This is a genomic window from Micromonospora sp. URMC 105 (genome assembly GCF_051386295.1).
Lineage (GTDB): Bacteria > Actinomycetota > Actinomycetes > Mycobacteriales > Micromonosporaceae > Micromonospora.
Genome location: NZ_JBPQTL010000025.1, coordinates 42,315 through 64,887, shown reverse-complemented (window position 1 = coordinate 64,887; position 22,573 = coordinate 42,315). Strand labels below are relative to the sequence as shown.

Here is a 22,573-nt window from a genome sequence, read left to right as displayed (position 1 = left end):
AGACGTGCACCACCTGGTCGGGGCGGAGCGTGCCGGAGAAGACCCGCACCAGCGAGACCCGGCCGACGTGCCGGTCGGCGTCGCGGAGGGCGGCGGTGCGCAGGGCGGCGAGCTGGCGTTCCACCTCGGCGAAGTGGTCCGGGGCGAGCGGGCCGAGGCGCAGCACGGCGGCGTTCTCCTCGACCTGGGCGACCGTCCGGCAGCCGGGGATCGGCACCGTCCGGGGGCTACGGGCCCAGAGCCAGCCCAGCGCACCCTGGCTGAGGGTGCGCCCGTCCGCGGTGAGCGCGCCGCGTACCGCGGCGACCCGGCGCAACCACTCCGGCGCCGGTCGCCCGCCGCGGAACCACTCCAGCCAGGTCGGGGCGACGCCGCGTACGTCGTCGGGGGGCAGCGTGGAGCCGGTGGTGTACTTGCCGGTGAGCAGCCCCATCCCGAGCGGGCCCCGGTTGACGCTGGCCAGGTCGTGCTTGTCGCAGACGGCCAGCATCGCCGGGGTGTCCCGGAGCACGGAGAGGGTGTGCTGCACGGCGGTGGCGTGCGGGGCGGCCTCGGCGAAGGCCGCCGCCCGGTCGGCCCGGTCGGTGCTCCAGCCGTACGAGCGGATCAGGCCGTCGGCGACCAGCTCCTCCAGGGTGCCGAGCAGCGCCTCCACCCGGGGCAGCGGCAGGTCGCCCAGGTGCAGTTGGTAGAGGTCGATCCGGTCGGTGTCCAGCCGGCGCAGCGAGTCGGTGACCGCCCGGCGCAGGTACTCCGGGGAGGCGTCCTCGCCGGTGGCCTGGCGGGTGCGCTCGTCGAAGGTGTAGCCCCACTTGGTGGCGATGACCGCCTCGTCGCGCCGGCCGGCGAGCGCCCGGCCGAGGACCCGCTCGCCGTGCCCGGCCCCGTACGTGTCGGCGGTGTCGAAGAGGGTCACGCCGAGGTCGAGCGCCCGGCGTACGGCCCGGACCGATTCCTCGTCGTCGACCCTGCCCCAGCCCAGGGGCCGGGCGCCCTCGGCCCAGGGGCCACCGATCGCCCAGCACCCCATGCCCAGGGCGCTGACCTCGATGCCGCTGCGGCCCAACCTCCGCGTCGTCACTGCCATCGCCGCATCCTGCCACCTCCACCCGGTCGAGGGGCAGGAATGTCACCTCTGGTGGCAGGATCGACCACATGGGACGGCTGGGCGTGGACGTCGGCGGTGTGATCATCGAGCTGAGCGACGGGACGGAGGACACCTCGTTCTTCGGCGACGGTTACCTGCGCACACCCCCCGTGGACGGGATGTTCGAGGCGCTGGCCGCGCTGGTTCCGCTCTTCGACGAGGTGTACGTGGTGTCGAAGTGCGCCGAGCCGACCGAGCGGCGGACCCGGGACTGGCTGGCCCACCACGACTTCCACGCGCGCACCGGGATCGGCCCGGAGCGGCTGCGCTTCTGCCGTACCCGCCCGGAGAAGGGGCCGATCGCGGCGGGGCTGGGCTTGACCCACTTCGTCGACGACCGGCTGGAGGTGCTGGGTTACCTCGACACCGTGCCGCACCGCTACCTGCTGCAGCCTCGGGAGGACGAGGTGGCCGCGCACCGGGGGCACCTGGCCGGCGTACAGCGGGTGCAGAGCTGGCCGGAGCTGGTCGCCCGGATCCGCGCGGGCGGCGGGGACGGCGCCGGCGAGCGGTGGTGACCGACCGGGCCGGCCGCCGCTTCAGCAGCCGTCGGCGTCGAGCATCTTGTCCAGCACCGTGGCGGTGCTGATCAACGAGAGATGACTGAACGCCTGCGGGAAGTTGCCGACCTGCTCCCCGTTCGGGGCGATCTCCTCGGAGTAGAGACCGAGGTGGCTGCTGTAGGTGAGCATCTTCTCGAAGGTGAGCCGGGCGTCGTCGAGCCGACCCGACTGGGCCAGGGCCTGGACGTACCAGAAGGTGCACATGGTGAAGGTGCCCTCGCTGCCGGGCAGGCCGTCGGGTGACGCCTCCGGGTCGTAGCGGTAGACGAGGCTGTCGGCCACGAGTTCCTCGTCCATCGCCCGCAGGGTGGACTGCCACCTCGGGTCGGTCGGCGCGAGGAATCCCACCGCCGGCATGCTGAGCAGGGCCGCGTCCAGGACGTCGGTCCGCTGGTGCTGGACGAAGGCGCCCCGTCGCTGGTCGAACCCGCGCTCCATGACCTGCGTGTACGCGGCGTCCCGGGCGCGCGTCCAGCGGGCGGTGTCCGCCGGCCGGCCGTGGCGCTGGGCGAGGCGGATCGCCCGATCGAACGCCACCCACGACATGAGCCTGCCGTACGTGAACGCCTGTGGCCCGCCGCGGGTCTCCCAGATGCCGTCCTCGTCCTGGTCCCAGTGCTCGCAGAGCCAGTCCACCACCCGCACCGTGCTGCGCCACTCCTCGTACGAGCTCTGCAGCCCGTACGAGTCGGCGAGGTGCAGGCAGTTGAGCGCCTCGCCGTAGATGTCGAGCTGCAACTGGCGGGCGGCGCCGTTGCCGATCCGCACCGGCGCGGACGCCCGGTAGCCCTCCAGGTGCGCCAGCGGCTCCTCGGTGAGGTCACGGGAGCCGTCGACGCGGTACATGATCTGCAGCGGCAGGTCCTCCTGCTGGGCCTCCCGGATCCGCTCGTTGAGCCAGCCCAGGTAGCCGCGCGCCTCGTCGGTGAAGCCGAGTCCGAGCAGGGCGTGCACCGAGAACGACGCGTCGCGGACCCAGGTGTAGCGGTAGTCCCAGTTGCGCTCCCCGCCGACCTGCTCGGGCAGGCCCGCCGTGGGGGCGGCGATCAGCGCGCCGGTCGGTGCGTAGGTCATGAGCTTCAACGTCATCGCCGACCGTTCGACCATCTCCCGCCAGCGGCCGGTGTAGTGCGACCGGCTGAGCCACCGCCGCCAGAAGTCCCTGGTCTGCGCGAAGAGCGCCTGCGCCTCCCGGGGCGGCACGACGCGGGGCGGGTGCGGCGACGCGGTGTCGATCACGATCCCCCCGGTGTCGCCCTGGTGGAGGGTGCCGAAGACGCAGACCCCGCTCTCGGTCGGCCGGAAGTCCGGCTCCTTCATCAACGGGCCGCCCTCCCGGACGGGGCAGACCGTGAGGGTGGCCCGGTCGCTGCGGAAGACGGTGCCCGAGTAGCTGAAGTCGACGGTGTGCTCGTCGCGTCCGTAGTTGAAGCGCGGCTGGCAGTCCATCCGGAAGCGCATCTGGCCCCGCACCACCCGGATCATCCGGACGATGCGGTGCCGTTCGGTGGGCTCGGTATCCGTCACGGGCATGAAGTCGACCACCTCACCCACCCCGTCGGCGCTCAGGAACCGGGTGATCAGGATCGCGGTTCCCGGCAGGTAGAGCTGCTTGCTGACGTAGTCCACGCCGTGCGGGGAGACCTGGAAGTGGCCACCCGCCCGCCGGTCGAGCAGGCCGCCGAAGATGCTCGGCGAGTCGAACCGGGGCGCACAGAACCAGTCGATCGTGCCGTCCCGGGTGACCAGCGCGGCCGTCTGCAGGTCGCCGATCAACCCGTGGTTCTCGACAGCGGGATATTGATCCACCTGTCCTCCCTGCGCCCACCCGGATACCGGCGGACCGCATACCCCTTCGCCGCGTCCGGACACGCGCCGGGGCCAACCGCCTGAACGCCTGGGGAACGCCGGGCGCCGGCCGGGTGGGGCGGGGCGCCGACCGGCCGGCGGGGTCAGTCCACGGTGGCGTAGGCGAGCGGCACCGGGGTCGGCTGCCCCTCCCAGGTGCCGGTCAGCGCGGCGCCGGCCGGCGGGACGGCCCGGTCGAGACGGCGGACGACGGTCAGCTCGACGGTGTCGGTGACGATCAGCGCCGGGTCAGCGTCCACCACCCGGCGGGGCGTACCCACCGGGGGCAGGTCGCCACGGTCGGCGCCGCTGCTGTCGATGGCCATCGTCGGCGGGCGCAGCTCCCGCACGCCGTCGGCCTCGACGTACTCCTGGGCCTGACCGGTCCCGGCGAGGATCGCGGCGGCCAGCGCGGCGGCGTAGACCGGGTCGCCGCAGGCGTCGTAGACCCAGCGCCGGCCGAGCACCGAGTGCTCGGTGGTGCCGATCAGCCAGTCGTCGCCGCCGTCGAGCGGTGCGTCCCGGTACGTGAGCGGGACCTGGTGGACCGGCCCGTCACCGGCCCGGACGAGCAGGGTCTCGATGCCGACCGCACCCGCCGGGTCGTCGAACCGGTAGCCCGCGACGCGCGCCACGTCGACGCCGGCCGGTCCGTCGTACCAGCTACGGCCGGGCAGCCAGCCGGTGAGCAGTTCGAGCTTCGTGGGGCGCAGCGTGGCGCGGTGCAGCAGGGCCATACGCAAGATCGTATGCCGGTGCCGGGTCCGCGCGCGGACCCGCGCTCAGGCCGGCCAGGCCTTGGCGAACAGGTCGCGGGTGTCGGCGAGCAGCTGGGGCAGGACCTTCGTACGGCCGATCACCGGCATGAAGTTGGCGTCGCCACCCCAGCGCGGTACGACGTGCTGGTGCAGGTGCGCGGCGATGCCGGCGCCGGCGACGCCGCCCTGGTTCATGCCGAGGTTGAACCCGTGCGCGTTGCTGACCGTGCGGACCACCCGCATCGCGGTCTGGGTGAACACGCCCAGCTCGATCGTCTCCGCCGGGTCCAGCTCGGTGTAGTCGGCCACGTGGCGGTACGGGCAGACCAGCAGGTGCCCGGGGTTGTACGGGTAGAGGTTGAGCACCGCGAAGACGTGCACACCGCGCGCCACCACCAGGCTCTCCCCCTCGGGCAGGCCGGGGGCCAGGCAGAACGGGCAGCCGGCGGGCTTCTCGTAGCCGCCCTCGGGACGGTCCTCGCCGGAGATGTAGGTCATCCGGTGCGGCGTCCAGAGCCGCTCCAGCCCGTCCGCCAGGCCGGTGTCGCCGGTGATGTCCGTGCCGTCGTCAGAGTGCCGCGCCGCCCCAGTCACACGCCGATCCTACGGTCACCACCCCGAATCCCACCCGTCCGCAGGACCCGGACGGTGACCCCGCCCACCTCCCGCCCCTCAGCCAGCACTTTCCTCCGAAAGCGTGGCCATCCGGCGAGGAACAGCCGCGCTGTCGGAGGAAAGTGCACGGATCTCGGGGGGTGACCCCCCCCCCGGGGGTCAGGCTTGGGCGGAGGGGCCGGAGTTGGCGCGGGAGCTGATCACGTCGAGGACGTGGGTGACCGCCTCGGCCATCGGGACGCCGTTGCGCTGGGAGCCGTCCCGGTAGCGGAAGGAGACCGTGCCCGCGGCCACGTCGTCGTCGCCGGCGATCACCATGAACGGGATCTTCTGCTGCTGGGCGGTGCGGATCTTCTTCTGCATCCGGTCGTCACCGGCGTCCACCTGGGCCCGGACGCCCTCGGCGCGCAGCGCCGCGACGAAGCCGTGCAGGTAGTCGGTGTGGTCCTCGCGGATCGGGATGCCGATCACCTGCACCGGGGCCAGCCAGGCCGGGAACGCGCCCGCGTAGTGCTCGGTGAGCACGCCGAAGAAGCGCTCGATCGAGCCGAAGAGCGCCCGGTGGATCATCACCGGCCGCTGCCGGGTGCCGTCGGCCGCCTGGTACTCCAGCCCGAAGCGCTCCGGCAGGTTGAAGTCCACCTGGATGGTGGACATCTGCCAGGTCCGGCCGATGGCGTCCTTGGCCTGCACCGAGATCTTCGGCCCGTAGAAGGCCGCGCCACCCGGGTCGGGCACCAGGTCGAGGCCGGAGTCCTCGGCGGCCGAGCGCAGCGCCTCGGTGGCCCGCTCCCAGTTCTCGTCGGTGCCGACCGACTTCTCCGGGTTGCGGGTGGACAGCTCCAGGTAGAAGTCGTCCAGGCCGTAGTCCCGCAGCAGGTCGAGGACGAAGGCCAGCAGCGACTTCAGCTCGCCGGCCATCTGCTCCGGGGTGCAGTAGATGTGCGAGTCGTCCTGGGTCATGCCGCGAACCCGGGTCAGGCCGTGCACCACGCCGGACTTCTCGAACCGGTAGACCGACCCGAACTCGAAGAGCCGCAGCGGCAGCTCGCGGTACGACCGCCCACGCGACCGGAAGATCAGGTTGTGGAACGGGCAGTTCATCGGCTTGAGGTAGTAGTTCGCACCCTCCATCTCCATGGGCGGGTACATGCCGTCGGCGTACCACTGCAGGTGCCCGGAGGTCTCGAAGAGGTGCGCCTTGGTGATGTGCGGGGTGTTGACGAACTCGTAGCCCGCGGCCTCGTGCCGGCGGCGGGAGTAGTCCTCCATCTCCCGGCGGATGATGCCGCCCTTGGGGTGGAAGACCGCCAGGCCGGAGCCGATCTCGTCGGGGAAGCTGAACAGGTCGAGGTCCGCGCCGAGCTTGCGGTGGTCGCGCCGGGCGGCCTCCTCCAGCAGCTTCAGGTACGCCTTGAGCTCGTCGCGGGTCGGCCACGCGGTGCCGTACACCCGCTGCAGCTGCGGGTTCTTCTCCGAGCCGCGCCAGTAGGCGGCGGCCGAGCGCATCAGCTTGAACGCGCCGATCAGCCGGGTGTGCGGCAGGTGCGGCCCACGGCAGAGGTCCGACCAGCAGACCTTCTCCTCGTTGGCGGCGAGGTTGTCGTAGATGGTCAGCTCGCCGCCGCCCACCTCCATCACCTCGGAGGAGTCCAGCCCCTCCCCCTTGACGTCGATCAGCTCCAGCTTGAACGGCTCGGCGGCCAGCTCGGCCTTCGCCTCGTCCAGGCTGTTGAAGCGGCGGCGGCGGAACCGCTGGCCGGACTTGATGATCTCCTGCATCCGCTTCTCGAGCTTGGCCAGGTCGTCCGGCTGGAACGGCTTGTCGACGGCGAAGTCGTAGTAGAAGCCGTTCTCGATGGGCGGGCCGATGCCGAGCTTGGCCTCCGGGAAGACGTCCTGCACGGCCTGGGCGAGCACGTGCGCCGTCGAGTGGCGCAGCACGTTGAGCCCGTCCGGCGAGTCGAGGGTGACCGGCTCGACCGTGGTCTCCTCGGCCGGCTTCCAGTCCATGTCACGCAGCACGCCCTGCGGGTCGCGGACCACCACGATCGCCTTCGGCCCGGCCACGGGCAGCCCGGCAGCGGCCACCGCGTCGGGCGCCGTCGTCCCGGCGGCGACGACGACGGGGTCGGCCACGACGGGGGTACGGGGTGCGGACACGGTGACTCCTCAGCTGCAGACGGTACGGATGGCGCCGGTTCCGGCTCCTGCGATGCTATCTGCCGCCCCTTTCCGCCCGGTCGTCGGGAAAGGATGGGCCCCGAGTGTCCGGCCCGCCCGCAGATCGTGCGGGCGCGGATTGAACCTTTCCCGCCCGCGATCCGAACTACCCGGTGTGGCCGGAAACCGGACCCGGCCGCGTGGCGACGGATGGGGGCACAGATGGCGATCACCCGCAACGGCGGCCGACGGGCCGGTCTCGTGCTGGCCGCCGCGACCGCCGGGGCGCTGGCCTGGCCGGGTGCGGCGCTGGCGGCGGACGTGACCACCACGCCGACCCGGGCGACCCAGGGCGACGCGGTGGAGATGACCTTCGTGGTGCCGGAGGAGCGACCCGGCGCGCGCACCGAGAAGATCGAGGTGAAGCTCCCCGCGGACGCGCCGATCGGCGAGGTCTACCCGCTGTCGGTGGACGGCTGGGCGCCGCTGATGACCTCGCGGAACCTGGACGCCCCGGTCGCCGGCATCCACGCGCCCTCGGTGACCACGGTGACCGCCTCGGTGGTCTGGACCCGGGCCGCCGGGAAGCCCGAGCCGGGGCCGGCCCGGCTCGCCCTGGCGATGGGCCCGCTGCCGCAGGCCGACCGGATGAGCTTCGAGCTGGTGCAGACGTACTCCGACGGGACGGTGGTGCGCTGGGCCGACCCGGCCGGCGGCGCGCACCCGGCCCCCACCCTGGCCCTGGAGCCGGCGGCCCCAGGAGCGGCGCCCGGACACGGCCACGGCGGGCCGGACGCCGCCGCGCCGCCCGGCGACGCCGCCGGGCAGGCGGAGCCCGCCGGGGGCGGCGGGCCGAACGCGGACGTGCTGCTCGGCGGCGGCCTGCTGGTCGGCCTCGGCGGTGGCGCGTTGATCGGCTGGGCGGTGAGCCGCGGGCGGCACCGGGCCGAGCCCGCCGACGACATCGAGGGCGACCAGCCGGAGGGTGAGCCGTCGACGGAGGAGCAGCCCGAGGGTGAGCGCTCGACCGCCGGCGTCCTGAGCGAACCGGTCGGGTCGCGCTGAGCTCAGCGCGCCCAGTCGGGCAGCGGCTCCCGCGCCGCCAGCCAGCCGTCGGGCACCCCGCCCGGCGTACCGACCCCGGTGTGGGCGGCGACGATCGCGCCGGCGATCGCGGCGGTGGTGTCGACGTCCCCGCCCGCCTCCACGCAGGCCCGGATCGCCGCCGGGTAGTCGTCGAGATGGGTGGCGGCGACCCAGAGGGTGAACGCCACCGTGTCCTGCGCGGTGACCCGGGAGCCGTTGCCGAGCGCGTCGACGACCTCCGGCAGCCCCCGGCCGAGCAGCCCGACGGCCCGGCGTACCCGGCGGTGCACCTCGGCGGCGGGGTCCAGCGCGGCGGCGACCGCGGCGAGCAGCCGGGCCGGGTCCGGGCGGTCGCCGTCGAGGCGGGCTCGGGCGGCCAGCGCGGCGGCGACGGCCACCGCGACCGCGCCGGCGACCCCCTCGGGGTGAGCGTGGGTGACCTCGGCGGACGCGCGGGCCTGCGCCGCGGCCCGGGTGATGGAGTCGGCGAACCAGGCGCCGAGCGGGCCGACCCGCATCGCCGCGCCGTTGCCGCAGGAACCCTGCCCGTCGAACGCCGACGCGGCGGCCACCGGCCAGGGCGTGCCGGCCCGGATCAGTTCGAGCAACTCGACCGCGCCGGCGCCGTAGCGGCGGGCCGGGTCGTACCGGGCGGCGAAGGCGGCGGCGAGTGCGTCCCGGTCGATCGTGCCGACGTCGGCCAGGCAGCCGACCACCGAACAGGCCATCTCGGTGTCGTCGCTCCATGGCCACGGCCCGGCCGGCAGGCCGTCGCGCCAGGGCGCCACGTCCCGCCCCGGCACGAAGAACATCCCGCCCAGGGCGTCGCCGACGGAGAGACCGGTGAGACTGTCCCGGGCCAGGGCCAGCCGCGTGTCGGGAAACAGGGTGAACGTCATCGTCGTGCCAGCTTGCCCCGTACGCGGGCCCTCCGCAACGCGATCAACTTGCCACGGGCAGTACGGTGCTGACGTGGCCACCGTGCTCCTGGTCGAAGACGACCACGTCGTACGCGGCGCGATGCTGCGTTCCCTGACCGAGCGGGGGCACGCGGTGCACGCGGTCGGCACCGCGCTGGACGCGCTGCGCCGGGTCGCCGCCGAGACCCCCGACCTGGTCGTGCTCGACCTCGGCCTGCCCGACCTGGACGGCTCGGACGCGCTGCGGATGCTGCGCGGCATCACCGACGTACCGATCATCATCGCCACCGCGCGCGACGACGAGCAGTCGGTGGTCCGGCTGCTGCGGGCCGGCGCGGACGACTACATGGTCAAGCCGTTCACCGGCGCGCACCTGGACGCCCGGATCACCACCGTGCTGCGCCGGGTCGGCCGGGCCAGCCGTACGGTGCAACCGGCCGTGCACACGGTCGGCGGCCTGCGGGTCGACGTGGGCGAGCGCAGCGCGGTGCTCGACGGGGAGCCGCTGGCGCTGACCCGCAAGGAATTCGACCTGCTGGCGTATCTCGCCGCGCGACCCGGCCGGGTAGTGTCCCGGCGGGAACTCTTGGAGGAGGTATGGCGGCAGCCGTCGGTCGGCGAGGACCAGACCATCGACGTTCACCTGTACTGGCTACGCCGAAAGATGGGCGAGTCCGCGGCGAAGCCCCGTTACCTGCGCACCGTGCGGGGGGTGGGCTTCCGGCTGGTGGCCCCGGACTGAGGCTGGCGCTGGCCTATCTCACGGCCGGCATGTGCGCGCTGGTCGCGCTGGCGTTCCTGGTCCCGCTCGGGCTGAGCCTGCGCGACGACGTCCGCGAGGAGGCGCTGGCCGACGCGGCGCGCCGCAGCGCGCTGGTCACCGGGGCGCTCGCGGTCAGCACCGAGCCGGCCGCGGTGCGGCGGGCGGTGGAGGCCGGCGGCGACGACCCGGAGACCCGCCCGGTGGTGCACGGGCTCGGCGGGGACGAGAAGGCCGGCCGGGCCACCGAGGCGGACCTGCAGCGCGCCCGCGCCCAGAAGCGGTCGGTGACCACCGACGTCGCCGGTGGGGTGCTGAGGCTGGACCCGGTGGTGCTCGACGACCGGGTCGCCGTGGTGGAGGTCTTCGTTCCCGAAGCCGACCTCGACGAGGGCTCCGGCGGCACCTGGCTGCTGCTGGGCGCCGTCGCCCTGGCCCTGATCGGGGCCGCCGTCATCGTGGTGGACCGGGTGGCGGCCCGGGCGGTCGACTCCACCCGGGGGCTGGTCAAGGCGGCCCTGGCCGTCGGCGACGGCGACCTGGGCGTACGGGTCGAGCCGAGCGGCCCACGGGAGCTGGCCGAGGCCGGGTACGCGTTCAACCGGATGGCCGACCGGCTGGTCGCCTCCCGCACCGACGAGCGGGAGCTGGTGGCGGACCTGTCGCACCGGTTGCGCACCCCGCTGACGGTGCTCCGGCTCGACGCCGAGGGGCTCGACTCCGACGACACCAGCGTCGGCTCGTTCACCCCGGCGGAGCTGGACCGGCGGCGCACGATCCGGCGCATCCGGCAGGCGATCGTCACCCTCGAGGGCGAGATCGACGTGCTGATCAAGACCACCCGCAAGGCGGTGGCCCACGAGGCCGGGCCGGCGGAGTGCGACGTCAGCGAGGTGGTCCGGGACCGGATGGTCTTCTGGGCGGCACTGGCCGGCGACCAGAACCGGCCGCACCGGGTCAGCGGCGCCCAGCTGCGCATCCCCGCGCGGGTGCCCCGCGCCGAACTGGCCGCCGCGCTGGACGCGGTGATCGGCAACGTGTTCCGCTACACCCCGCAGGGGACGGCGTTCGAGGTGGCGGTCTCCCGCCGGGACGGCTACGTGGCGATCCGGATCGACGACGCCGGCCCGGGGATCGCCAACCCGGACCGGGCGCTGCGCCGGGGCGCCAGCGACCAGGGCTCGACCGGGCTGGGGCTGGACATCGCCAAGCGGGTGGCGCTGCAGGCCAACGGTTCGGTGAGCATCGACCGGGCCCGGCTGGGCGGGGCGAGCGTGGTGATGCTGCTGGCCGACCCCGAGGCGACGCCCCGGCAGGTCAACCGCTTCGGGCTGGTCGGCCGGATGGCCCGGGAGGCGCGGGAGCAGAAGACCGGCGGGCGCCGGTGGCCCCGGCAGCGGCCGGCCGACGACTGAACCGGCCGGCCGGGCGGCCGGCGACGCCCGCGCGGCACGGGCCGACGGCGGTGTTTGTGCGGTGGTGCAAGTCTTCCTTAGATCCGGATTAACGCCGTCGGCAGGCCGGCCGCGCGCTGCCAGGATCGGGGGGAACCCATCAGCTCCACCGGTCTTGTCGCCCCTGACAACTGCCGGCCGGTGGAGCCCGAGCGCGCGGCGGGGGCACGGTCCCCCCACACCCACCCCCGTCGCGCGCCCCACCTCTCACCGGCCCGGCAGTCGTGAGGTGCCCCGATGAACCCGTTGGTGACCCGGCTGCTGCGCTGGGCCGTGGTGATCGGCGTGGGCATAGCCCTCACGCTGGCACTCTGGCAGGACCCGGTGCTCGCCTGACGGCGGGCCGGGCGGCGTGGCCCGGACCGCGGCGGCGTGGCCCGGCCGGTCAGCGGGTCCCGGTGGCCGCCCAGGCGTCGATCTCGGCGCTGATCCGGGACTTCTCGCCCGGTTCGAGGAACGAGGCGGTCACCGCGTCCCGGGCCAGCGCGGCCACCCCGTCGGCGTCGAGGTCGAGCAGCCGGGCGGCGACCGCGTACTCGTCGTCGAGGGTGGTGCCGAACATCGGCGGGTCGTCGGAGTTGATGGTGACCAGCACGCCGGCGTCGACCAGCCGCCGCAGCGGGTGCTCGTCCAGGTGCGCCACGGCCCGGGTACGGACGTTGGAGGTCGGGCAGACCTCCAGCGCGATCCGGTGCTCGGCCAGGTACGCCAGCAGTTCCGGGTCCTGCGCGGCGGAGATGCCGTGCCCGATCCGCTCCGCGCCCAGCTCCCGCAGGGCGTCCCAGACCGTCTGCGGGCCGGTGGTCTCCCCCGCGTGCGGCACCGAGCGCAGCCCGGCCGCCCGGGCCTGGTCGAAGTACGGCTTGAACTGCGGCCGGGGCACCCCGATCTCCGGGCCGCCGAGGCCGAAGCTGATCAGCCCGTCCGGCCGCTGCTCCAGCGCGATCCGCAGGGTCTCCTCGGCCGCCGGCAACCCGGCCTCGCCCGGGATGTCGAAGCACCAGCGCAGGGCGATGCCGAAGTCGGCCTCGGCCCGCTTGCGGGCGTCCTCGATCGCCTCGCAGAACGCCGGGGCGGGAATGCCCCGGCGCACATGCGAGTACGGGGTGATGGTCAGCTCGGCGTAGCGGACCTGCTGGCGGGCCAGCTCGCGGGCGACCTCGTGGGTGAGGATCCAGACGTCCTCCGGGTCCCGGATCAGGTCGACCACGCTGAGGTAGACCTCGATGAAGTGGGCGAAGTCGCGGAACGCGAAGTAGTCGGCGAGGGCGGCCGGGTCGGCCGGGACCGGGCTGCGTCCCTCGTGGCGGGCGGCCAGCTCGGCGACGATCCGGGGTGAGGCGGAGCCGACGTGGTGCACGTGCAGCTCCACCTTGGGCAGTCCGGCGATGAAGGTGGGCAGGTCGGTCACAGGTTCTCCTCTGCACGGGCGCCGGTACGGGCGACGGTGAAGATCCGGCGGAACGGGAAGTACACCTGACCCTGCCGTACTGGGTACGCCTCGCCGAGGCGTACCCCCAGCTCGGCCCGGAAGTCCGCCCATTCGGCGGCGTCCAGCGCGGCCCGGACCGGGCGCAGCGCGGTCCCCTCCATCCAGGCCAGCACCGGGTGGTCGGCGGTGCCGGCCGGCAGCAGGTGCACGTAGACAGTCTCCCAGGCGTCGACCGCGCAGCCGGCGGCGGCCAGCGCGGCGGCGTAGTCGACGGCGTCGTCGACCGGGGTGTCGCGCAGCAGCGGCGCCAGCGTGGCCGCCCAGCGGTCGCGGCGGGCCACCTCGCGCAGCGCCCGGTGCGAGGGGGCGTCGAAGTTGCCGGGCACCTGGAACGCCAGCCAGGCGCCGGCGGGCAGCTCGCGCGCCCAGCGGGCGAGCAGTTCCCGGTGCTCGGGAACCCACTGGAGCACGGCGTTGCAGACCACCACGTCGACGTCGGGCGCGGGCCGCCAGTCCCGGACGTCACCCACGGTGAACGCGACCGGGGCGGCCAGGGCGGCGGCCCGGTCGATCATCTCCGGCGACGAGTCGACGCCGTGGACCTCGGCGGCCGGCCAGCGGGCGGCGAGGGTGGCGGTCAGGGTGCCCGGCCCGCAGCCGAGGTCGACCACGGCTCGCGGCCGGTCGGCCGGGACGCGGGCGACGAGGTCGTGGAACGGGCGGGACCGCTCGTCGCCGTAGCGCAGGTAGGTCGTCGGGTCCCACATCACAGCCTCCAAACCGTACGTACGTCTTGCTATGACCCTACGGCCCCCGCTGCGGCCCGGCAAGGCGCTCACTAGGCTCGACCCAATGGAACAGCGCAGCTTCGACCGGCTCGGCCGGCGAGTGGGTGTGGTCGGCCTCGGTGCCTGGCAGCTCGGCGCGGACTGGGGCGAGGTCAGCGAGAGCGACGCCCAGGCCGTCCTTGCCGCCGCCGTGGACTCCGGGGTCACCTTCCTGGACACCGCCGACGTCTACGGCGACGGGCGCAGCGAGCAGCTGATCGGGCGGTTCCTGCATCAGCGGCCCGGGCACGGCCTGACCGTGGCCACCAAGATGGGCCGCCGGGTGGAGCAGACGCCCGAGGCGTACACCCTGGACAACTTCCGGGCCTGGACCGACCGGTCCCGGGCCAACCTCGGCACCGACACCCTGGACCTGGTCCAGCTGCACTGCCCGCCCACGGCCGTCTTCGCCGACGACCGGGTCTTCGACGCCCTCGACACGCTCGTCGCGGAGGAGCGCGTCGCCGGGTACGGCGTCAGCGTGGAGACCACCGAGCAGGCGCTGACCGCCATCGCCCGGCCCGGGGTGGCCAGCGTGCAGATCATCCTCAACGCGGTCCGGCTCAAGCCCCTGGAGCGGGTGCTGCCGGCCGCCGCCGCGGCCGGGGTGGGCGTCATCGCCCGGGTGCCGCTGGCCAGCGGCCTGCTCTCCGGCCGGTACGACGAGCACACCACCTTCCCCGCCGACGACCACCGCACCTACAACCGGCGCGGGGAGAGCTTCGACGTCGGCGAGACCTTCTCCGGCGTCGACTACGACCTGGGCCTGGCGGTCGTGCGGCGGCTCGCCCCGCTGGTCGGCACCGGGCGCACGATGGCCCAGTTCGCGCTGCGCTGGATCATCGACCAGCCCGGCGTCACGGTGGTCATCCCCGGCGCGCGCGACGCCGCCCAGGCGCGGGCCAACGCCGCCGCGGCCGGCCTGCCGCCGCTGAGCGCCGCCGAGCGGGACACCGTCCGGGCGGTCTACGACGAGTTGGTGCGCCCCCGGGTGCACGGCCGGTGGTGAGCCGCGTCGGCGCGGCGCACGCGCACCGCCCGCAGGGGCCGCACGCCGGCCGGAGGCCGGGACGTCCGGCGCAGGTGAGGAGGGACCGATGAGGGGTTGGCTCACGCTCACCCTCGGGCTGCTGGCCGTGGTGGTCGGAGCGGTGTGGACGGTGCAGGGGCTCGGGTACGTCGGCGGGAGCGTGATGACCGACCAGCGGATCTGGGCGGTCATCGGGCCGGTGCTGATCCTGATCGGACTCGTGGTGCTCTGGCGCGGCCTGAAGGCCCGCCGCCGCACCTGACGGCCCGCCGCACCTGACCGGCCCGGCCGGCCACCGGCCGGCGGCGACCGTGGCCGGCACCGGATGCGCAGACGCGCGACACCGGGCCCGCAGACGCGGAAAGCCCCGCGTCCCTGGAGGACACGGGGCTTCTCGTCGATCCGGGGGGCCGGATCACCCGGGCCGGCGGCTGCCGACCGGCACTGCTCAGATGGGGCGGACCTGCTCGGCCTGCGGACCCTTCTGACCCTGGGCGATCTCGAACTCCACCCGCTGGTTCTCCTCCAGCGTGCGGTAGCCGCTGGTCTGGATGGCCGAGAAGTGGACGAACACGTCAGCACCCCCGCCGTCGACGGTGATGAAGCCGAAGCCCTTGTCAGCGTTGAACCACTTCACGGTTCCCTGCGCCATGTGTATCTCCTTCTAAAACTGGCGGCCGAGCACGCCGTGCGGCCGATTGGCCGTTTTCGAGCAGCGGTGCCTGAGGCGGCCCCCACGAAGGAGACTTCTCTCAACCCACGCCATCTCGCAACAGCGGGGATCAGCAAACCACGTACGCAAAAACTCTGCACAGACTACCGGACCGAAATTCTCCGACATGTGACCTGACGGATGCCGAAGATCGCTGGGCGGGTGCCCGGGGCCGTGCGAAAGGCCCCCCACCCGTCGATGCGGTGGGGGGCCTTCGACCCGCTCGGATTCAGTCCGGCCAGCGGCCGGTCAGCCGTCGTACGCCGACTGCGCCGCCGCGATCCACCGCCGCCCGGACCACCGCGAAGATGGCGCCCTGCAACGCCGCCGCGGCCAGGACCTCGCCCCAGCCGCGGTCCTCGTCGGTCGCGCTGGGCGCCTCGCCGTCGCCGGCCGTCATCGTCCAGACCTGCCGGAAGATCGCCCCGGCGACCGTACCGGCGGCCAGCCCGAGGAGCACCCCGACGGGCTTGTACGCGGCCCTACCGATGCCCTTGCTCACCTGCGCCTCCCTCGGACGATCAGCAGCACCACCACCGCCGCCATGGCGCCGGCCGCGACCGTCGCCCACGGCACCGGGTTGCTCCGGACCGTCGCACCCTTCTCGTGCGCCTGGGCCCGCGCCACGTCGGCCTTCTGCGCCGCCTGCCCGCGCACCCGGGCGACGGTCTGCGCGGCCTGCGCGCGCATCCGCTCCTTCGCCTGACCGGCGGACTCCCGCAGCCGGGCCTTCACGTCGGCCTTGGCGGCCAACAGCTCCATCGTCTCGCCCAGCTCCACCCGGGTACGCCGGATCTCGGCGCGCAGCGCCTCGGCGTCGCCGGTCCCGTTGCCCGTCATGCCCGTCCCCTGTCCTTCACCGCGGCGGTGACGACGTCCACGTCCGCCCGGACGCTCTGCACCGTCGACGCCGGCACCGGCGGGACCGCCTGGCTGACCTGCTTCTTGCCCACCAGGGCGAGCACCCCGGCGACCAGGAAGAGCACCACCGCCACGATCAGGGCGGCCAGCCACGCGGGCATGACCAGGTCCAGCAGCAGCACCCCGGCGGCGATCAGCGCGCCCAGCCCGTAGAAAGCCAGCGCACCACCCCCGCCGAAGAGACCGATTCCGATCCCGGCGTGCTTGCCCTTCTGGGTCAACTCCGCCCGGGCCAGCGCCAGTTCGTCCCGCACGAGGCGGGAGACCTGCTCCGTGGCCCGCTGCACCAGTTCGGCGGTGGACGGCTCGCTCCCGGTCCGGGACGTCTGGTGGTTAGCGACGTCAGCCATGCTGTCCTCCTTTCATCATCACCGCGCTGTATGCCCGGAGTCGCCGCCCGTCAATCCTGCGCGCAGTGACCAACCACATCTGACCGCAGGAGGGGCCGCAGCGTCCGGCGAAACGCGGAAGCCGGTACCACGAAGCACCCGCCGACGCGCGCGGGCGGGTCGGCGGGTGCGGGTGGGGCCGGCTCAGCGGCGGGCGTCGGCGTGCTCCTCGGGGCCGACGAAGGCCTCGCGCTCGTCGGGGCCGACGAAGGCCTCGCTGCGGGCGGCGCCGTCGTCGCTGCCGCCGAAGACCCGGGCGTCGTCGGGCACCTCGGGCTCCTGGCGCCGGCGCACCGGCCGGCGGGGCTGCACCCACTGCCAGGCCAGGGCGCCGGACGCGTCGCCGATCTCGGTGCGCTGGCGCGGCAGCGCGGTCGGCCGGTGCTCCCGGATCCAGCCGACCAGGTGCTCCCGGACCAGGCAGCGCAGGTCCCAGAGGCTGCCCGCGTCGGCGGCGCTGACCAGCGCCCGGACGGTGATGCTGCCGCCGGTCGCGTCGGTCACCTGCAGCACGCAGACCCGGCCGTCCCACAGCTCGGTGCTCTCCACCAGGCGGCGCAGCTCCTCGCGCATCGCCTGCACCGGGACCGCCCAGTCCACCTCGAACTCCGCCGTGCCGAGCACGGCCGCCTCGGTGCGGGTCCAGTTCTGGAACGGCTTGCTGGTGAAGTACGAGGTGGGCAGGATCAGCCGCCGGTCGTCCCAGATCTGCACCACCACGTAGCTGAGGGTCAGCTCCTCGATCCGGCCCCACTCCCCCTCGACCACGACCACGTCGTCGAGGCGTACCGCGTCGCTGAAGGCGAGCTGGAGGCCGGCGATGACGTTGCCGAGCAGGCTCTGGGCGGCCAGTGCGGCGACCACACCGACCACACCGGCGGAGGTCAGCACACCGGCGCCGATGCCGCGCACGGCGGGGAAGGTCATCAGCATCACGCCGACGGCCAGCACCACGATCACCGCGATGGTCAGCCGGCGCAGCAGCACCACCTGGGTGCGTACCCGGCGGGCGTGGCGGTTGTTCGGCACGTCCACCCGGAACCGGGCCAGGGCGGTGTCCTCGATCACGACCAGCAGCGAGGCGACCAGCCAGGCCACCGCGGCCACCACGGCCAGCACCAGGGTGTGCAGCACCACCTGCCGCCAGGGTGCGCCGACGGCGTACCCGGTGGTGAACCGGACCGCGAACTGGACCGCGAGTACGGTGCCGGCCACCTGGAACGGGCGGTGCGCGTGCTCGGTGAGCTCGGTCATCAGCAGCGAACGCCGGCCGAACCGGCGGATCATGCGATGCACCACCTCGACGAGCAACACGGCGATCGCCGCCGCGGTGGCCGCGGCGGCTATCGTCTCCAGGTAATCCTGCACAGGCTCTCTCCCTCCGGCCGGGCTTCGGGCAAAAGCCCTATGGTGCCCGGCGTTTCCGGAATCGACCAACTCAGACCTTGCGGTACCGGGACTGCAGGAAGCAGAACGTGCCGAAGGCGGCGATGCCGAGGGCGACCAGCACCAGCAGGACCTGGCCGTAGGACTGCTCGCGCAGGGTGCGCAGCGCGGCGTCCAGGCCGCGGGCCTTCTCCGGGTCGTACTTCACCGCGGCGACCACGATGAGCAGGCCGGCGATGGTGTACGCGATGCCCTTGGCGACGTAGCCGGCGACACCGAGCCGGCGGGCCAGGGTACGGGTCTTCGGGCTCATCTCGCCGGTCTTGAGGTGCTTCTCGAAGCGCTTGACCACGCCGTAGATCACCAGGCCGACACCGATGACGGCGAGCACCAGACCGGCCAGGCCGACCACCAGGCGGCCACTGCCGGAGGTCATCAGCTTGCCGGTGAGCGCCTCCTGCTGGTCGGCGCTGTTGGAGCCGGCGTCCTTGAACACCTTGAAGGCGGTCCAGGCGAAGTAGAGGTAGACGATCGTCCGGCCGGCGGAGGCGAGCCGTTCCCAGACGCGCTCCTTGCCCCGCTCGACGCGGTGCCCGACGGCCGCTTCCAGGCCCTGCCAGATGGCCATCGCCAGCAGGCCGACCGCGATCAGGACGACCAGCGTCTTGCCCAGCGGCTGGGCGGCGATGGTGCGCAGCGCGCCGGACTGGTCGCCGTTCTCACCGGGCTTGCCGAAGGCGATCTGCAGGGCCAGCCAGGCGAACAGCAGGTGCACGACCCCGTAGCCGATGAAGCCGGCCCGGGCGAGGAGTTCCAGCCAGCGACTGTCCGCGGTACGGGCGGCGGTGGCTTCGGCGTTCCGGGTGAGAGACATGGCGCCACAGTCTCCGAATGCCGAGATCGTCAAACGTGGCGCCACGCACCCGGCCCTCAGCTGCTGCTGTTGCGCGCCACGCGGATCGTGACCTGCTGGTCGGTGACGCTGTCCAGGGTGACCGCGAAGCCGCCCACCTCGGTGGCCTGCTGGCCGACGGTGAGGGAGAGCTGCTCGCCGGCGACCTCGACGGTGACCTGGTCGCCCTGGGCGCCGATCAGCTTGGCCTCGACGCCGAGGATGGTGGCCCGCGCGTCGACGCCGCGGTCGAAGACGACCGTGCAGGCGTCCAGGCCGCAGTCGGTCTGGGCGCCCTCGGAGCTGCATCCGGCCAGCACGGCCACGCCGAGCGCCAGGCCGGCCAGCAGACCGGCGACACGGCGGGTGGGGGTCAGCGGGGAGGTACCGGGTCGCGTCGTCACGCGACCAAGGGTACGAGACGGCGGCGAGACCGCCACCGCACAGTGATCATCGGACCCGGCGGCGGGCCGCGTTAGGGTCCGGTCATGCCGTTCGACATCGCCCGGACCCGGGCCGCCTACCCCGCCCTGACCGAGGGTTTCGCCCACTTCGACGGTGCCGGCGGCACCCAGACCCCGCAGTCGGTGATCGACGCGGTCAGCTCGGCGATGGGCACCGCCCTCGGCAACCGCACCCCCGCCTTCACGCCCGGCCGGCGCGCGCTGGAGCTGGTCGACGCGGCCCGCGCCGCGGTGGCCGACCTGCTCGGCGCGACGCCCCGCGGGGTGGTGCTCGGGCCGAGCGCGACCGCGCTGACGTACACGCTGGCCCGGACCCTCGGCGAGACCTGGCGCCCGGGCGACGAGGTGGTGGTCTCCCGGCTCGACCACGACGCGAACGTGCGGCCGTGGGTGCAGGCGGCCCGGGCGGCCGGCGCGACGGTGCGCTGGGCGGAGTTCGACCCGGCCACCGGTGAGCTGCCCGCCGGCCAGTACGCCGACCTGGTCGGCGAGCGGACCCGGCTGATCGCGGTGACCGCCGGCAGCAACGCCGTCGGCACGGTGCCGGACGTGGCGGCGATCGCCAAGACCGCGCACGCCGCCGGGGCGCTGGTCTGCGTCGACGGGGTGCACTCGGTGCCGCACGGCCCCACCGACCTGGCCTCCACCGGCGCGGACTTCCTGGTCACCAGCGCCTACAAGTGGTCCGGCCCGCACCTGGCCGCGATGGTGGCCGACCCGGCGCGCTGGGAGTCGCTGCGCCCGGCCAAGCTGGTGCCCTCCTCCGACGCGGTGCCGGACCGGTTCGAGGCCGGCACGCCGAGCTTCCCGCTGCTGGCCGGGGTGGCCGCCGCGGTCGACCATCTGGCCGGGCTGGACCCGACCGCGACCGGCGACCGGCGGGAGCGGGTCCGGGCCGGGCTGGCCGCCGCCCAGGCGTACGAGGAGGGGCTCTTCGACCGGCTGCTCGCCGGGCTGGCCGACAACGGTGCGGTGACCGTGTACGGGGCCGCCGCCCGGCGCTGCCCGACGGTGTCCTTCCGGCTCGCCGGCTGGTCGCCGGCCGGGCTGGCGGCGGCGCTGGGCGAGGCGGGGCTCTGCCTCTCCTCCGGCGACTACTACGCCTACGAGTACTTCCAGGCGATGGGGCTGCGGGAGACCGGCGGGGCGGTGCGGGCCAGCGTCTACCACTACAACACGGCCGACGAGGTGGACCGGTTGCTCACCGAACTGGTCACGCTGGCCGGACGGCGGGAGACAATGGGCCGGTGAGCATCCTGGTCGAGGAGAACCCCGCCAAGCGCCGCTTCGAGATCCTGGTCGACGACGCGCTGGCCGGCTTCACGGCGTACCTGCCGCGCGGCGAGGTGCGGGTCTTCACCCACACCGAGGTGCGCCCGGAGTTCCAGGACATGGGGGTCGGCGCCGCGCTGGTCCGGGCGACCCTGGAGCAGGTACGCGAGCAGGGCGGCCGGCTGGTGCCGCAGTGCCCGTTCATGCGGGCCTACATCGAGCGGCACCCCGAGTACGCCGACCTGATCTTCCAGCCGGCCTGATCTTTCAGCCGGCGTCGCACCGGCCGACGCCGGCGGGCGGCGGGCCGGGTGTCCGCGTACCGGACGTCCGGTCCCCCAGGGTGCGGTTCAGCGCGGGCCGGCGAGCAGTTCCGCGGCGGCCCGCGCGCCGGCCCGGGTGGCGCCGTGGGTGGCCACGTGCACCCGGCCGACGACCAGCTCGGGCACGCCCAGCTCCACCACGACCGCGTCCGGCCGGGCGGTCAGGGCCCGCTCGACGGCGTCGCGCATCCAGTCGTGGCGGTGCAGGTCGCGGACGACCAGGACGACCGGCCGGCCTCCGGCCCCGGCCGTCGGCTCCGCCGGCACCTCGGCCTCGGCGAACCGGGCGCTGGTGGTGCCGGGGCGCAGCGCGGCGAGCGGGGCGGCGATGCCCCACGGGGTCTCCGGACCGATGGCGATGTTGCGCGGCGGGGAGAACTCCACCACGTGGGCGGGGGCGACCAGCGGCAGTGCGGTGGCGGCACCGCTGACCCGCAGCGCCCGGCGCGCGGCGGCCAGGCCGACCGCCGACCCGTCGGCCGGCGACCCGGCCGCCGACGGACGGTCGGCGCGGGCGGCCACCGTCCAGGCGGCGAGCTGACCGACCCGCTTGGCCGCCTCGGCGAGCCGCTCCTCGGGCAGCTCGCCGGCGACGACGGCGGCGACGATCGCGTCGCGCAGGTGCCGGGCGGCGTCCTCGTCGGCCCGCTCGCCGCCGACGCAGATCGCGTCGGCCCCGGCGGCGAGGGCGCGCACGGCCGCGCCGGTGAAGCCGTACCGGTCGGTGACCGCCCGCATCTCCACCGCGTCGGTGACCACCACCCCGGAGAAGCCGAGCTCGTCGCGGAGCAGGTCGCCGAGGATGCGGGGACTGAGGGTGGCCGGCAGTTCCTCGTCGAGGGCGGGCACGAGCAGGTGTCCGGTCATCACGGCCTGCACTCCGGCCGCCACGGCGGCGCGGAAGGGGACCAGCTCGCCGGCGTCGAGGCGGGCCCGGTCGGCACCGATGCGGGGCAGGTCGTGGTGCGAGTCGACCTGGGTGTCGCCGTGGCCGGGGAAGTGCTTGGCGCAGGCGGCCACGCCGGCGGACTGCAGACCGCGTACCCAGGCGGCGGTGTGCCGGGCGACCAGCTGCGGGTCGGCGCCGAAGGACCGCACCCCGATCACCGGGTTGGCCGGGTTGTTGTTGACGTCGGCGTCCGGGGCGTAGTTGAGGGTGACGCCGAGCCGGGCGAGGTCGACGCCGAGATCCCGGGCGACCTCCTCGGTCAGCGCCGGGTCGTCGACGGCGCCGAGGGCGAAGTTGCCCGGCCGCGAGCTGCCCAGCGCCGACTCGATCCGGGTGACGTCGCCGGCCTCCTCGTCGATGGCCACCAGGACGTCCGGGCGTTCGGCGCGCAGGGTCGCGGTGAGCGCGGCGAGCTGGCCGGGGTCGACGACGTTGCGGGCGAAGAGGACCACCGCGCCGAGCCCCTCGCCGAGCCACCGGCAGACCCACTCGGGCGGGGTGGTGCCGACGAAACCGGGCTGCAGGACGGCGGCCGCCAGGCCCGCCAGGTTGCGCTCGCTCATGCGGCCCCCGTACCCCCGTGTGGATGTCCGACGGCCGGTCGCCGTCGCGGTGCTGCCATGGTCACACCGGGCAACGAAATAGTCAATAAACCTTACTGT

Annotated in this window: 24 protein-coding genes; 8 read left to right on the top strand and 16 right to left on the bottom strand. The window is 74.1% G+C overall.

Translation table 11 applies throughout. The features are described from left to right. The coding region (locus tag ACSNN7_RS11525; RefSeq protein WP_436680702.1) for an aldo/keto reductase at positions 1 to 1,087 on the bottom strand (1,087 nt) is incomplete at its 3' end. A gap of 68 nt (positions 1,088 to 1,155) precedes the next feature. On the opposite strand from ACSNN7_RS11525, the gene ACSNN7_RS11520 reads away from it, so the two are divergent. After that, positions 1,156 to 1,665 carry a hypothetical protein gene (locus ACSNN7_RS11520; protein WP_436680701.1) on the top strand — a complete coding sequence of 170 codons (510 nt, stop codon included), beginning with the start codon at positions 1,156 to 1,158 and terminating at the stop codon, positions 1,663 to 1,665. 21 nt (positions 1,666 to 1,686) lie between these two features. On the opposite strand, the gene ACSNN7_RS11515 is transcribed toward ACSNN7_RS11520, so the two are convergent. The 4 genes from ACSNN7_RS11515 to thrS all read right to left on the bottom strand — a co-directional run bounded on the left by ACSNN7_RS11515 (position 1,687) and on the right by thrS (position 7,094). Then, on the bottom strand, positions 1,687 to 3,519 hold the full coding sequence (locus tag ACSNN7_RS11515) for a glycoside hydrolase family 15 protein (RefSeq protein WP_436680700.1): 1,833 nt from the start codon (positions 3,517 to 3,519) through the stop codon (positions 1,687 to 1,689). Between the two features lie 143 nt (positions 3,520 to 3,662). Next, on the bottom strand, positions 3,663 to 4,295 hold the full coding sequence (locus tag ACSNN7_RS11510) for a CG0192-related protein (RefSeq protein WP_436680699.1): 633 nt from the start codon (positions 4,293 to 4,295) through the stop codon (positions 3,663 to 3,665). A 45-nt stretch (positions 4,296 to 4,340) separates the two neighbouring features. Next, positions 4,341 to 4,910 carry an HIT family protein gene (locus ACSNN7_RS11505; RefSeq protein WP_436680698.1) on the bottom strand — a complete coding sequence of 190 codons (570 nt, stop codon included), beginning with the start codon at positions 4,908 to 4,910 and terminating at the stop codon, positions 4,341 to 4,343. A 180-nt stretch (positions 4,911 to 5,090) separates the two neighbouring features. Beyond that, entirely contained in the window at positions 5,091 to 7,094 is a 2,004-nt protein-coding gene (thrS, locus tag ACSNN7_RS11500; RefSeq protein ID WP_436680696.1) for a threonine--tRNA ligase, read from the bottom strand. 222 nt (positions 7,095 to 7,316) lie between these two features. Between thrS and ACSNN7_RS11495 the strand changes: the two genes are divergently transcribed. Further along, positions 7,317 to 8,159: a DUF1775 domain-containing protein gene (locus ACSNN7_RS11495; RefSeq protein ID WP_436680695.1), complete on the top strand. Its 843-nt coding sequence runs from the start codon at positions 7,317 to 7,319 to the stop codon at positions 8,157 to 8,159. Between the two features lie 2 nt (positions 8,160 to 8,161). Here the strand turns inward: ACSNN7_RS11495 and ACSNN7_RS11490 are convergent, their stop codons facing one another. Continuing rightward, positions 8,162 to 9,079 carry an ADP-ribosylglycohydrolase family protein gene (locus ACSNN7_RS11490; RefSeq protein WP_436680694.1) on the bottom strand — a complete coding sequence of 306 codons (918 nt, stop codon included), beginning with the start codon at positions 9,077 to 9,079 and terminating at the stop codon, positions 8,162 to 8,164. 73 nt (positions 9,080 to 9,152) lie between these two features. Here ACSNN7_RS11490 and ACSNN7_RS11485 point away from each other — a divergent pair, with 73 nt between their 5' ends. Beyond that, the gene (locus ACSNN7_RS11485) at positions 9,153 to 9,842 is read left to right on the top strand and encodes a response regulator transcription factor (RefSeq protein WP_334453135.1); all 690 of its coding nucleotides are present in this window, start codon (positions 9,153 to 9,155) and stop codon (positions 9,840 to 9,842) included. A gap of 29 nt (positions 9,843 to 9,871) precedes the next feature. After that, positions 9,872 to 11,275, top strand: a complete 1,404-nt coding sequence (locus ACSNN7_RS11480) for an ATP-binding protein (protein ID WP_436680692.1) — start codon at positions 9,872 to 9,874, stop codon at positions 11,273 to 11,275. Between the two features lie 424 nt (positions 11,276 to 11,699). Here ACSNN7_RS11480 and ACSNN7_RS11475 read toward each other — a convergent pair whose 3' ends face one another. Next, entirely contained in the window at positions 11,700 to 12,725 is a 1,026-nt protein-coding gene (locus ACSNN7_RS11475) for an adenosine deaminase (RefSeq protein WP_436680691.1), read from the bottom strand. Further along, positions 12,722 to 13,513: a trans-aconitate 2-methyltransferase gene (locus tag ACSNN7_RS11470; RefSeq protein WP_436680689.1), complete on the bottom strand. Its 792-nt coding sequence runs from the start codon at positions 13,511 to 13,513 to the stop codon at positions 12,722 to 12,724. The genes ACSNN7_RS11475 and ACSNN7_RS11470 overlap by 4 nt, the downstream gene beginning before the upstream one ends. Before the next feature lie 85 nt (positions 13,514 to 13,598). Here ACSNN7_RS11470 and ACSNN7_RS11465 point away from each other — a divergent pair, with 85 nt between their 5' ends. Then, positions 13,599 to 14,582, top strand: coding sequence for an aldo/keto reductase (locus tag ACSNN7_RS11465; protein ID WP_436680687.1), 984 nt, complete (start codon positions 13,599 to 13,601; stop codon positions 14,580 to 14,582). A gap of 88 nt (positions 14,583 to 14,670) precedes the next feature. Continuing rightward, complete coding sequence (locus ACSNN7_RS11460; RefSeq protein WP_436680685.1) at positions 14,671 to 14,865, top strand: hypothetical protein; 195 nt, start codon at positions 14,671 to 14,673, stop codon at positions 14,863 to 14,865. A gap of 186 nt (positions 14,866 to 15,051) precedes the next feature. Here the strand turns inward: ACSNN7_RS11460 and ACSNN7_RS11455 are convergent, their stop codons facing one another. From ACSNN7_RS11455 to ACSNN7_RS11425, 7 genes are all read right to left on the bottom strand, one after another. After that, the gene (locus tag ACSNN7_RS11455) at positions 15,052 to 15,255 is read right to left on the bottom strand and encodes a cold-shock protein (RefSeq protein ID WP_007075740.1); all 204 of its coding nucleotides are present in this window, start codon (positions 15,253 to 15,255) and stop codon (positions 15,052 to 15,054) included. Between the two features lie 289 nt (positions 15,256 to 15,544). Next, on the bottom strand, positions 15,545 to 15,817 hold the full coding sequence (locus ACSNN7_RS11450; RefSeq protein ID WP_436680684.1) for a DUF4235 domain-containing protein: 273 nt from the start codon (positions 15,815 to 15,817) through the stop codon (positions 15,545 to 15,547). Continuing rightward, positions 15,814 to 16,155 (bottom strand): DUF3618 domain-containing protein, encoded by a 342-nt coding sequence (locus tag ACSNN7_RS11445; protein WP_436680683.1) that lies wholly within the window; start codon positions 16,153 to 16,155, stop codon positions 15,814 to 15,816. Before ACSNN7_RS11445 ends, ACSNN7_RS11450 begins: the two co-directional genes overlap by 4 nt. Further along, positions 16,152 to 16,586 (bottom strand): phage holin family protein, encoded by a 435-nt coding sequence (locus ACSNN7_RS11440; protein ID WP_436680682.1) that lies wholly within the window; start codon positions 16,584 to 16,586, stop codon positions 16,152 to 16,154. Before ACSNN7_RS11440 ends, ACSNN7_RS11445 begins: the two co-directional genes overlap by 4 nt. Before the next feature lie 183 nt (positions 16,587 to 16,769). Beyond that, the gene (locus ACSNN7_RS11435) at positions 16,770 to 17,993 is read right to left on the bottom strand and encodes a mechanosensitive ion channel family protein (RefSeq protein WP_436680680.1); all 1,224 of its coding nucleotides are present in this window, start codon (positions 17,991 to 17,993) and stop codon (positions 16,770 to 16,772) included. A 70-nt stretch (positions 17,994 to 18,063) separates the two neighbouring features. Beyond that, positions 18,064 to 18,885: a DUF1206 domain-containing protein gene (locus ACSNN7_RS11430; protein WP_436680679.1), complete on the bottom strand. Its 822-nt coding sequence runs from the start codon at positions 18,883 to 18,885 to the stop codon at positions 18,064 to 18,066. 56 nt (positions 18,886 to 18,941) lie between these two features. After that, complete coding sequence (locus ACSNN7_RS11425) at positions 18,942 to 19,307, bottom strand: hypothetical protein (RefSeq protein WP_436680678.1); 366 nt, start codon at positions 19,305 to 19,307, stop codon at positions 18,942 to 18,944. A gap of 84 nt (positions 19,308 to 19,391) precedes the next feature. On the opposite strand from ACSNN7_RS11425, the gene ACSNN7_RS11420 reads away from it, so the two are divergent. After that, positions 19,392 to 20,618: a cysteine desulfurase-like protein gene (locus ACSNN7_RS11420; protein WP_436680677.1), complete on the top strand. Its 1,227-nt coding sequence runs from the start codon at positions 19,392 to 19,394 to the stop codon at positions 20,616 to 20,618. Further along, positions 20,615 to 20,902, top strand: coding sequence for a GNAT family N-acetyltransferase (locus ACSNN7_RS11415; protein WP_436680676.1), 288 nt, complete (start codon positions 20,615 to 20,617; stop codon positions 20,900 to 20,902). Before ACSNN7_RS11420 ends, ACSNN7_RS11415 begins: the two co-directional genes overlap by 4 nt. Before the next feature lie 87 nt (positions 20,903 to 20,989). Here the strand turns inward: ACSNN7_RS11415 and ACSNN7_RS11410 are convergent, their stop codons facing one another. After that, the gene (locus ACSNN7_RS11410; RefSeq protein WP_436680675.1) at positions 20,990 to 22,474 is read right to left on the bottom strand and encodes a glycoside hydrolase family 3 protein; all 1,485 of its coding nucleotides are present in this window, start codon (positions 22,472 to 22,474) and stop codon (positions 20,990 to 20,992) included. Positions 22,475 to 22,573 lie beyond the last annotated feature (99 nt).

Bases quoted from the DNA above. Each gene is read 5' to 3' on its own strand.
- ACSNN7_RS11460 (WP_436680685.1), top strand. From the start codon at position 14,671: ATGAGGGGTTGGCTCACGCTCACCCTCGGGCTGCTGGCCGTGGTGGTC.
- ACSNN7_RS11430 (WP_436680679.1), bottom strand. From the start codon at position 18,885: ATGTCTCTCACCCGGAACGCCGAAGCCACCGCCGCCCGTACCGCGGAC.
- ACSNN7_RS11480 (WP_436680692.1), top strand. From the start codon at position 9,872: ATGTGCGCGCTGGTCGCGCTGGCGTTCCTGGTCCCGCTCGGGCTGAGC.
- ACSNN7_RS11470 (WP_436680689.1), bottom strand. From the start codon at position 13,513: ATGTGGGACCCGACGACCTACCTGCGCTACGGCGACGAGCGGTCCCGC.
- ACSNN7_RS11510 (WP_436680699.1), bottom strand. From the start codon at position 4,295: ATGGCCCTGCTGCACCGCGCCACGCTGCGCCCCACGAAGCTCGAACTG.
- ACSNN7_RS11465 (WP_436680687.1), top strand. From the start codon at position 13,599: ATGGAACAGCGCAGCTTCGACCGGCTCGGCCGGCGAGTGGGTGTGGTC.
- ACSNN7_RS11445 (WP_436680683.1), bottom strand. From the start codon at position 16,155: ATGACGGGCAACGGGACCGGCGACGCCGAGGCGCTGCGCGCCGAGATC.
- ACSNN7_RS11420 (WP_436680677.1), top strand. From the start codon at position 19,392: ATGCCGTTCGACATCGCCCGGACCCGGGCCGCCTACCCCGCCCTGACC.
- ACSNN7_RS11490 (WP_436680694.1), bottom strand. From the start codon at position 9,079: ATGACGTTCACCCTGTTTCCCGACACGCGGCTGGCCCTGGCCCGGGAC.
- ACSNN7_RS11520 (WP_436680701.1), top strand. From the start codon at position 1,156: ATGGGACGGCTGGGCGTGGACGTCGGCGGTGTGATCATCGAGCTGAGC.
- ACSNN7_RS11455 (WP_007075740.1), bottom strand. From the start codon at position 15,255: ATGGCGCAGGGAACCGTGAAGTGGTTCAACGCTGACAAGGGCTTCGGC.
- ACSNN7_RS11410 (WP_436680675.1), bottom strand. From the start codon at position 22,474: ATGAGCGAGCGCAACCTGGCGGGCCTGGCGGCCGCCGTCCTGCAGCCC.
- ACSNN7_RS11440 (WP_436680682.1), bottom strand. From the start codon at position 16,586: ATGGCTGACGTCGCTAACCACCAGACGTCCCGGACCGGGAGCGAGCCG.
- ACSNN7_RS11495 (WP_436680695.1), top strand. From the start codon at position 7,317: ATGGCGATCACCCGCAACGGCGGCCGACGGGCCGGTCTCGTGCTGGCC.